This window comes from Photobacterium sp. MCCC 1A19761 (genome assembly GCF_037389125.1).
GTDB lineage: Bacteria > Pseudomonadota > Gammaproteobacteria > Enterobacterales > Vibrionaceae > Photobacterium.
Genome location: NZ_JAZGTF010000050.1, coordinates 16735 through 27340 on the forward strand (window position 1 = coordinate 16735; position 10606 = coordinate 27340).

The following is a 10606-nucleotide window of genomic DNA, read 5'->3' on the forward strand; positions in this document are numbered from 1 at the left end:
AATTTTCTTGGAGAGCGTTAAATGAAAGTATTAGTTACTTGCCCCCCTATGTTAGGTATGTTTAATGAGTTTCTTGAGCCTGCGAGCAAGTTGGGTTTGGAACTTGTAGCAGCAGAGACGACACAAGTGTTGTGTGAAGATGAGCTGATGTCATTGTTACCTGACTTTGATGGCTGGATTATTGGTGATGATCCTGCGACAAAGAAAGTCTTTGAATCTGGTATTAAAGGTAAGTTAAAGGCTGCTGTTAAGTGGGGAATTGGCGTTGACAATGTTGATTTTTCTGCCTGTAAAGAGCTTGGGATCCCAATCATTAATACACCTAATATGTTTGGTGGAGAAGTAGCTGATGTTGGTATGTCAATGCTCCTTGCGCTAGCTCGTCAGACACATTTCATTGATAGAGAAATACGACAAAACTATGCTTGGCCTAAGCCAGCAGGTATGAGTGTGTCTGGTAAGCATATTGGTGTAGTCGGTTTCGGTGATATCGGAGAGAGTTTTGTAAAAAGGTTGAGTGGTTTTGGTGTGACCGCTACAGTGTATGATCCGGGTGTAGATGGAGATAAAGGCTATAGTTTTGTAGAGCGTAAAGCTTTTCCTTATGGTATAGAAAAATGTGATTTCTTAATATTCACATGTGCATTGAATGAACACAACCGTCATATGTTAAATAGCGATGTCATATCAAGAATGAAGCGAGGGGCAATGGTGATTAATGTGGCGCGTGGGCCTTTGATTGACGAACCAGCATTGATATCTGCCTTGCAATGTGGCCATATTGCAGCGGCAGGTTTAGATGTATTTGAAGAAGAGCCACTTTCAGATGTATCCCCACTTCGTAAAATGCCCCAGTGTATTTTTGGATCACATAATGGCTCGAATACCAAGGAAGGTGTTCGTCGAGCTACTTACAAAGCATTAGAAGAAATGGCACGTTTTTTAAATACTGACGGTTAATATGATAAAAACTAATGTGAAGTGGGCGCTGGTGACTGGCGCCCTAGGAGGCATAGGAAGGGCTTTAGTCGAAGAATACACTTATGCAGGTTATCATGTTATCGCTTCAGACGTTAGTGATAAACCAGCAGAGTTGAATCTTGGAACCAATGTTCATTTTATACTGCTGAATTTAGAAAATATTGCAATTGATGAAGAGTATTCATCTGATTTCTATAATGAAGTTAACAAGATAACAAGTGGTGTTGGTATTTGCACATTAATTAATAATGCAGCAGTTCAAAATCTTGCGCCTAGCCGAACTTTAACTAGAGCACAATGGGTTAATAGCCTGAATGTGAACCTCACAGCTCCATTCTTTTTGTCACAGCTATTTATAGATGACTTAGAGAAGAACTTTGGCTCCATAGTCAATATTAGTAGTATTCATGCTACACAGACAAAAAAAAATTTTATAGCGTATGCAACTTCAAAGGCAGCGTTGAGTTCTATGACACGTAATATGGTTTTAGATCTTGGTAATAAAATTCGGATTAATGCTATAGAACCAGCAGCGATAGCTACCAATATGCTAAAAGAGGGATTTAAAGGTAAAGAAGATAAATTTAGACAGCTTGAAGCTTATCATCCTATTGGCAGAGTTGGTACACCATCAGAAATTGCAAAGCTAGCAGTGTTCTTATCATCAAATGAAGCTGCTTTTGTTCAAGGGGCTTGTATAAGTGCAAGTGGTGGTATAAGCGGATGTCTAAGTGATCCGGACTGAGCGCTTCTGTCTACATTATGGAAGGATAAATTAACTACAGCTTACTACTCTATATGTATATAATACTAAATTTTGGGTGTTATCAGTGCGTTTGATAAAACTGAGGCTAACAAGTCGATAGGTACAAGTAATTGAAAAAATCTAGATTTTTTAGTTCTACAACTATTACAACGTGGTTTAGTTATTTAACTAAAGTTGTATCCTTAGGATTGATTCTGCCCAAAGTTCTATTAAGCTTTAGCCAAGATGAAGTGACATTTTGGCTCTTGGCTTTATCAATATCATCATTATCTATATTAGTTGACTTCGGCTTCAGCCCTACTTTTATTCGGCATGTTGCGCAGCGTGACAATAAAAAGGAAATATCAATAGTTGTAAGGAAAATATACACATGGTGCACGATTTTTTATTTTTTACTATTATCAATCCTAGGCACAGCAATAATATTTCACTCAGTTGAACTAAATAGTGAAAATCTATATTCTTGGGTTTTTCTTGTTCTTTGTCAATCATTAATGATGTATGGAAAATACTATGAAGTATTGCTAAGAGGGACTAACAAAATTGCACTTCTGAATAATATGGATTCGATAACAAACCTAGTGGTCGCACTTGTGTTAGTAATCGCTGTTTATTTTAATCCATCATTGTTCTCTCTTATTATTATTTCTCAAGGAGTGTGGCTACTTATTTTATTGAGGAATAGATACCTATGCGAGAAGTTTGTCTGCTTAGAAAACATAACCGAAGAAGAATATACATATAAAAGCATCCTTAACGATTCATGGAAAACTGGTGTAATGTCTATCAGTAGTCACCTAATTATCAACATGAGCGGTGTATTAATGTCGCTTTTTATTGAGGGTGAATCTCTTAACGCATTCTTAGTTTCTATGAAAGTTATACAAATAGTGAATCAAATATCATGGGCTCCCTTTTATTCAAAGCTCCCATTGCTAAATAAGAAGAGAATTCATGAGTCACAAAGGCCATTTGTTACTTATAGCTTAAAGTATCTGAACCGATCTATCTATATGTTGATAGCAGGGATGTTTTCCCTATGTATATTTGTATATATTAATAACAATCTTTTAAAACCTATCTTGAATCTACTGCCAATATCATTTTTCTTTTTGGTAGCATTTGCCTATTATTTTGAAAGACTATCTTCAATGCATGCACAGATCTACATGACAACGAATAGAATACCGTTCTATAGGACGTATCCTATTAATACAGTGATATTCTTAATATCTCTCATGTATTTCTCTAATAATTATGGACCTTCAGCATATCCTATTTCAATAATCATTTCACAGTTATTAGTTAATTTTCCAATTAACATTAAATATTCATTGAATAGTCTAGATTTATCAATTAATGAATATGCTGCTAACTATTGTAAGTTTCATGTCATCACAATGATTTTATTTGTAGGGGGTTATCTTGCAATCTAAGGTTAAGTTATTACTCAGAAGAATAATATATTTGATTATAGAAATATTTTCATATGTTATAGTCAAAGCATATAAGATGAAAAATCATCAAAAAAAGAAAGTTTTAATCTTTACAGATTCTCGTGGATTTGAAATTACAAAAATGACCAATAGAAAAAATCCATTGTCTAGTTATATCCGGTACTATATAGAAAACTATAATACAACCGTTAGACTTTGCAGATATAAACATACAACAATTTTGGATTTTATCGCGGAGTATCGAGGTAAGTATGATGAATACGATCTTATAATCTTACATTGTGGTGTTGTAGATTTTTCACCAAGGCCAATGTCTAATGGTCAATATGTACATTCGAGTAAGAAAGAAAAGTGCATTAAATTATTTGGTGAAGAGCCGAAGTTCGATACATACAGTACCGAATATGAAGGAGAGCTTACCCGTAGTCTTTATAATAAAGATTTTTTAGATGATTATATATTGAGTGAACTTAAGTCTATACCTAACTTATTATGGATCTCATCAAACCCAGTTATTGAGGGTTGGGATGGGAATTATAAGAGAAAAAGGCCAAAAAATATGAATATAATTCAGAAGTTAGATAATCACCTCATTTCAAATTTACCACTTGTCATATCCCTTTGGGATTGGACAAATGAAGATGTAAAAAGGTATACAGTAGATAACATTCATTTTAATAAAATGGGTTTTGACAAACTTCTTGTAGAAATGAAAAGAGTAAGCGAAATTGTACTTAGATCTGAAAATTAATAGGTACTTCTTTATTTTTCTTGTGCCTACCTTTCTTTCTTTGGTTTTTTATCAGAGTAATATATACTTTTTTTACGCGGGGTTTTGTTTATATTTAGCATACTTGCTTTTTTTCTCTTTAAAGTACAGACTCGTTTCTCGTGTATATGTTGATCGACTTTCGTGTGCTAAATGGATTTTATTAGCATTGTTATTCTTGAGCCTTGTTAGGTCATATACATTTGGTGTGATACCTTTTACTCAAGTAATATTTCAATTCTTGTTGATCGCTTCGATAGTGATTTTTTCAATGTCAGTTTTGAGGGGGTACAACACTGAAAAAATACGTTGTGTCTTTTATGCAATACCAATATATATATCTTTAAATGTAATACTTTATGTCCTAGGGCTTAGCAATTCTAGCGGAACATACTATGCTGTTGGTAGTGCTAAATTATTATCGTTTATAACAGGGATTGATATACAAAGAGCATATTTTCCTTTATCACAAGGAATTAATGCATTTGGAGTTGTGGCTGGTTTAGGGCTTGTACTGTCTTTTTTTTTATATCTTAGTAAGAAAAGCTATGCTAACTTTCTATTGGTAACTTTAAATACTATTGGATTGCTTCTCGCTGATAGTAGAGGTGCATTTATTGCAGTAGTTCTTACCATTATGTTATATGCTGCTAGGTTTAAATTCTGTAGAATCCTTGTATTATTATCTCCATTATACTCATTGTTTGCTCTATCGATATATATAACTGTGCAATTAGTATTCCCAGCTTTGGTTCGTAGTACAACGAGTATTTTATCTGGTAGGGAGATTATTTGGGAATCTGCAATATCTGGATTAAGTAGGTTCTCCATTGTAGAGCTTGCCGTAGGTTATGGATATCTGGGTCAAGCTGCTTCAAAGGTGTATGAGGATTATTCTTCTCTTTTTTCAGATAGAAACTCTACCTCTGAAGTCTTTGGGAGCTTCCACAGTAGCTTTATTCAAACTTTCTACGATATCGGAATTCTAGGTTTAGTCTCGATTATAACAATTCTGTTTATTATTGTCACAAAGGCAGATAGATATACTAAACATGCCAATTTATATATTTCTTTCATACTATATTCTATTTTTTCAGGAGCATTTGATATGACGTTAAATATATATAATCAATATATATTTATAGTTTTTATTATGATGCTATTTGCTTTTATTTCAGAGGTCAACCATGCTAAAACAAGTTGTGAAAACAGGTCTTAAGTTTGCCTACGAGAATGGTCTAGTACCTGTTTCATTGTTAGAAGAACCGTCTTTGAGAAAGTCAGATAAGCATGATTTAAGAAAGCTCAAAAACAAGTTTAAAGGGAAAAGGTGTTTTATTGTAGGAAATGGTCCATCACTAAATAAGATGGATCTTTCTTTATTAAAAAATGAATACTCCTTTGCCGTCAATGGAATCTTCTACAAAACTAAGGAGATGGGCTTTAAGCCAACTTTTTACACTGTTGAAGATACACACGTTATGATGGATAACGTTGATGAGATAAATAAATATGATACAGAGTACAAATTTTTCCCAACTATTTATAAGAAATTCATAAATAATAGAAATAATACTGTATTCTTCAATATGAACCGTGGGTTCTATGAGGAATCATCTGATAATTATTGTATCCCGAGATTTAGCTCGGATTGTTCGAAACGTATATTTTGTGGACAGTCAGTGACTATCATCAATCTTCAATTAGCCTTTTATATGGGTTTTGAAGAAGTATATTTAATTGGAATGGACTTTTCTTATGTCATTCCAAAAGACTTTGAAGTAAATGGTAATAATATCACCTCAACAGGTGATGATCCCAATCACTTTCACCCGGAATATTTTGGTAAGGGAAAAAAATGGCATGATCCAAAATTAGAAAATGTATTAGCGAGCTATCAAATGTCGAAGTTAGTTTACGAGAGGTTCGGAAGAAAAATTTTCAATGCCACTGTTGGTGGTAACCTTGATGTATTTGAGCGTCGTGAATACAGAGAGTTATTTGATGAAAGGTAATTGTGTCTTTAGCTTAGTCGTTGGTGTTTACGGTCACAAGAAAGAATTCACTAGATTTCTTGATAGTTTATATGATCAAAGCATAAGTTTTGAGTTGATTATTGTTGATCAGAATCCAGATGACAAGATCAGTCAAATGTTGGAATCAAAGTATCAAGCACTGCCTTGGAAACATATTAAAACGGGTGTTAAAGGGCTATCTCATGCTCGAAATTTAGGTCTGGAAGAATCATGTGGAGATTATGTGTGTTTTCCAGATGATGACTGTTTTTTCACTTCGGGATTTCTTGATAAAGTTTACGATAGATTAATAAGCTGTAACCCTAATGGTTTAGCGGTAATTACAAAGGATCCTGAAACAAATAAACCTCTGAGCTATACGAAAAGAAATTATGATTTTTTTATAGATACATGTGATGTTTTCGCAAATATTACTTCTATTAGTGTGTTTTTAAAAAATACAGATTTGAGGTTTGATGAGAAATTTGGTATCGGCGGAGAGTTTAACTCCTGTGAGGAGATAGATTATGTTTATCGATATGTTAAAATTTATGGTGGATTTAATTATACTCCAGATATCTGTGTTTATCATCCATCACCACTGAAATTACCGTTCGCTAAGCTAATGAATAAAGTCTTTGTCAACTCGCAAGGGCATGGGGCTTTTTTTATTAAAAATTTTAATTTGAGAGCTTATATAGAACATATTCACCTAAGGCCATTTGCAGGTTTTATTTATCACTTACTAAGACTTGATTTAAAGAAAAGCCTGATTAGTCTTATTAGTTTGGTCTCACGGAACTATGGATCAATTAGGTTTTTTATTTCAAACATCTTCGGGTATGATCATGCAAAATCAAAATTTTAGTGTACTAATGTCAGTTTATATAAAGGAAAAGCCAGATTACCTTGATTCTGCACTTAAGTCGATTTTGGTTGAACAAACCATGAAACCAGAACAACTTGTTTTGGTTCAAGATGGTCCATTAAATGATCAATTACTATCGGTTGTTAACCGATATGTTCAATTATATCCGCAGATACTTTGTACTGTAGAGATCAAAGAAAATGTTGGTTTAGGTCAAGCTTTGAATATCGGTCTAAGTCACTGTCGTAACGAGTTGGTTGCGCGAATGGATACTGATGATATATCTTGTTCGAATAGATTTGAGAGGCAATTGGAAGTATTCAATAATAACCCAAGCATATCTGTTTGTGGAGGTTTTATCGAAGAGTTCGATATAGAAATGGACAGAAGCTTGGGGTTAAGGAGCGTCCCTTCTGAAGATCATGAGATTAGATGCTATTCGAGATCAAGAAATCCAGTTAATCATGTAACTGTTATGTTTAAGAAGCATGATGTTTTTGAGGCTGGCGGATACAAAACAATGCTGTTTTTCGAAGATTATTATTTATGGTGCCGCATGCTTAAAGCTGGGAAGGTTTTTCACAACGTGAATTGTAACTTAGTTAATGTACGTGCTGGTCAAGATATGCTTTCTAGAAGAAGAGGATTAAGTTACTTGAAGTTTGAATGTAAATTCTTGTTTGAACTATATAGAATTGAACATGTCAGTTTCGTTGGTTTACTTAAAATGCTCATTATCAGAGCTCCTATGCGTTTATTGCCTAAACAATTATTATTCTTATGTTATAAAGTTACTCGTTCACTATCTACAACTTAAATATATGTAAATCTTCAACATTTTGTTGTAGATGATTTTTTTGTGGTTTTTATGTACAGGTGACCGCATGCGCTGGAGGATCCCCACAAAATTCACGCATGATAACTGCTCCTTGCCATCATAAATCAGGGTGAGAGCGTGAGTTAACAAATTGTAAAATCACCACATGTAAGGCACGTTGGGATCTACAAATAGAGGGATTTTTAACCATCTGCCCCAGATGTGAAATGCATGAGGTGTCTAATAATCACTCAACCAGCCCGAGGGAATTCACAGCTGTTCAAAAAGTAAACACATGTGATCTCACCCTGCATCATAAATAGCTTTTGTTGTGCCCAACGTAATGTCGAGTCTGTTATGTGGTATTCAAGCCGTCGAAAGACTTCTTTTCCAAGTCTGACGAAGGATAAAACCCGCCTCTTTTTTATCGTATTAGCCTGGAACTGGCGGTACCAACCGGCATGTTCGGCAGCAATGCCGAACCACCAATAGACCATGAAGGCGAGAAGACCGATCAGCAATAGGATATCGAGACGCTTTGGGTCATTGGTTCGACTTTGTCGCAGGCCAAAGCCATATTGAGGGCTTTTCAGATCCCGGAAAGTCTCTTCAATCTGCATACGTTTTTCATAGAGGCGGACGATACAGCGAGAAGAGAAGACGTTGGTTGGGATGTTAGTAGCGAGTAACCAAGGTTCTTTCGCTGATTTTCGATGAACAGCTTGTGCTGTGAAATGCTCTCGACCTCTGGGTCTGTCTTTTCGTTTTCTGGGTGTTTCCTTTTTTAAAAGGTGCAGATGGCAAAGTAATGGTTTTCGCTTTGCCAATTTGGTCAACCCAATATACTTTGGGGAATTATTTGCTTTCTTAAACAGTTGTTTAATGAGATGCCACTGTTCGCAATAAAAAACATTCACATCACCGCGAATGCGGCCTAGATAGCACCACCCCATAGTCTCTACCTGCCGAAACCAACCGGCATCTGTGACAATAATAGGTATGACATGCGAAGGTAAAACGGCTTTGAAGTTAACAAGAAATATCTGATGGCTGCGGGGAGAGTTGTACTGTTTAAAGGTAAAGGATTGCTTGAAAAGGGTAACGGAACGACCATCTACTGCAACGGATGCTCCGAGTCCCATGAGGCGTTTGTATTCTCGGATATCGGCCCAATCGACAAGAGCGATCGGCTGTGGGTTAACCGAACATATTTGATGGCAGTGCCAGTGGTAAATATCTAGCCTGTCTCGGTGTAAGTGGTAGTTTCCTAATAGACGGTCAACCCGCTTTATACAGTGCTTGGTTTTTGCTTTAGAAGGTAGTGATCTGCCAAGCAAGGTTAGTGTCAGCGCATCTCTATCTAACAGTGCTTTCACTGAATCCATCAGTGAGTGAGTTGCTTTTTGTGAATGCTAGGGCATTGTTCTCTAAGGGAATAATGTAGTATCTGAATATCACGCATCTTGTCTTCTTCTATTTTTTTTTGTTGTGAATTCATTAGATCAGAAGGCAAGGTGCGTGTCTACTTATTGAACAACAAGGGATTTTTGTGGGGATTCCTGAGCCGCATGCGTTATTGTTGCATTTGTGAGTCATGATATGTTTCTACGTGATTATTTCTGATACGCGTAATTAATAAGATTATTTAGCTAGTTAATTGATCAGCTCGATAATCAGTTTACTAAGCTCTAATCTAATATGTTAATTTCATCAACAATATAGAAGTTCATGCAGTTGCCTGAGGTAGCTAAGAGCTTATTTTCCCCTCGCTATTTCAAGTGGCTGGTGATATTTGTTAAAATGTTTTCGATGGGATGTTTTCCTACGAAATTGTTCAGTTCTAATTATAGGTTCCGATTACACTGAAATATAAGGGGAAGATAAGGCTAAGAAGTCACGCTACAAAGAAACACAAATGTTGAAGATCCTGAAGGAATTGATAAAGGTAGAATGGTCAATCGGCTTTGTTGACTAAATCGGTGTGAACTTTTCTGACAGTCAGTGATCTGATCTTGAGACGTTTACTGACAGGCCACCTCCATGGGTAAAAGTACTTACCGGACAGAAAACTGGAAAGAATACAACCAAGCACTGATTAACCGCGGTTCACGGTAGTGTTCAAAGTTTTGTGTCTTTTCCTACACTTACTGAAAAAGGGAGAGACACATCATGGCTGATAAATACGAAATCGATACCCAGGCATTTGCCAAGGCGCTTCAGTCCGATCAAAACCTCAATGGCAAGGATGGCCTGCTCACGCCGCTGATCAAGCAGATCACTGAAGCTGCTTTGGGAGCAGAGCTGGACGAGCACCTGACGAAAGAGACCTCGACTAACCGCATGAATGGCTCATCTAAAAAGACCGTCAAAACATCTTCTGGTGAGTTTGAGTTGGAAACACCGAGAGACCGCAACGGCTCATTCGAACCTCAGACGGTCAGGAAGTACCAGACCCGCCTGACAGACGAAATGGAGGGTAAGATCCTCTCCCTGTTCGTACTGGGTAACAGCTATCAGAACATCCGAGAACATCTCTTAGATCTGTACGGCATGCGCATCTCAAATGGCACGATCAACGCCATTACCGACCGCCTAGTGCCTGAACTCAGAGCATGGCAAGAACGGGATCTGGAACCGCTTATCCCTTCGTCTGGTTGGATGCGATTCATTATAAAATCAAGGAGAACGGTCGCTTCATCTCCAAAGCCGTATACACCATCTTGGGTCTGACCGTTGAAGGCAAGAAGGAGCTATTGGGGCTGTATCTGTCTGAAAATGAAGGCGCACATTACTGGCTCAGTGTACTGACTGTAGTGGCATAGTTAATTTGGCCATCTGATTAGAGGTGATATCATCACCTCGGAAGTTAACAGGTGACACAATGACAAAACGTAGCAGAAGAACATTTAGTCCCGAGTTTAAACTTGAAGCCG

The 10606-nt window shown here is 36.5% G+C and carries 7 protein-coding genes and 2 pseudogenes; 8 read left to right on the forward strand and 1 reads right to left on the reverse strand.

Going from position 1 to position 10606, the window contains the following annotated elements; translation table 11 throughout:
• Nucleotides 1-21 precede the first annotated feature (21 nt).
• The 7 genes from VV869_RS24115 to VV869_RS24145 all read left to right on the forward strand — a co-directional run bounded on the left by VV869_RS24115 (nucleotide 22) and on the right by VV869_RS24145 (nucleotide 7673).
• Complete coding sequence (locus tag VV869_RS24115; RefSeq protein ID WP_337737497.1) at nucleotides 22-960, forward strand: phosphoglycerate dehydrogenase; 939 nt, start codon at nucleotides 22-24, stop codon at nucleotides 958-960.
• Between the two features lies 1 nt (nucleotide 961).
• A complete protein-coding gene (locus tag VV869_RS24120; protein ID WP_337737498.1) occupies nucleotides 962-1726 on the forward strand; it encodes an SDR family NAD(P)-dependent oxidoreductase in 765 nt (254 codons plus the stop codon).
• Between the two features lie 1533 nt (nucleotides 1727-3259).
• The gene (locus tag VV869_RS24125) at nucleotides 3260-3955 is read left to right on the forward strand and encodes a hypothetical protein (RefSeq protein WP_337737499.1); all 696 of its coding nucleotides are present in this window, start codon (nucleotides 3260-3262) and stop codon (nucleotides 3953-3955) included.
• Nucleotides 3956-4244: 289 nt separating this feature from the next.
• Nucleotides 4245-5192 carry an O-antigen ligase family protein gene (locus tag VV869_RS24130; RefSeq protein WP_337737500.1) on the forward strand — a complete coding sequence of 316 codons (948 nt, stop codon included), beginning with the start codon at nucleotides 4245-4247 and terminating at the stop codon, nucleotides 5190-5192.
• Nucleotides 5161-5988, forward strand: coding sequence for a motility associated factor glycosyltransferase family protein (locus VV869_RS24135; protein WP_337737501.1), 828 nt, complete (start codon nucleotides 5161-5163; stop codon nucleotides 5986-5988). The genes VV869_RS24130 and VV869_RS24135 overlap by 32 nt, the downstream gene beginning before the upstream one ends.
• The gene (locus VV869_RS24140) at nucleotides 5978-6856 is read left to right on the forward strand and encodes a glycosyltransferase family 2 protein (protein ID WP_337737502.1); all 879 of its coding nucleotides are present in this window, start codon (nucleotides 5978-5980) and stop codon (nucleotides 6854-6856) included. Before VV869_RS24135 ends, VV869_RS24140 begins: the two co-directional genes overlap by 11 nt.
• Nucleotides 6792-7673 (forward strand): glycosyltransferase, encoded by an 882-nt coding sequence (locus tag VV869_RS24145; protein WP_337737503.1) that lies wholly within the window; start codon nucleotides 6792-6794, stop codon nucleotides 7671-7673. Before VV869_RS24140 ends, VV869_RS24145 begins: the two co-directional genes overlap by 65 nt.
• 251 nt (nucleotides 7674-7924) lie before the next feature.
• Here VV869_RS24145 and VV869_RS24150 read toward each other — a convergent pair.
• Nucleotides 7925-9135: pseudogene (locus VV869_RS24150) on the reverse strand (IS4 family transposase).
• 707 nt (nucleotides 9136-9842) lie between these two features.
• Between VV869_RS24150 and VV869_RS24155 the strand changes: the two are divergent.
• Nucleotides 9843-10483: pseudogene (locus VV869_RS24155) on the forward strand (IS256 family transposase); the annotation flags it as partial.
• Nucleotides 10484-10606: the final 123 nt, after the last annotated feature.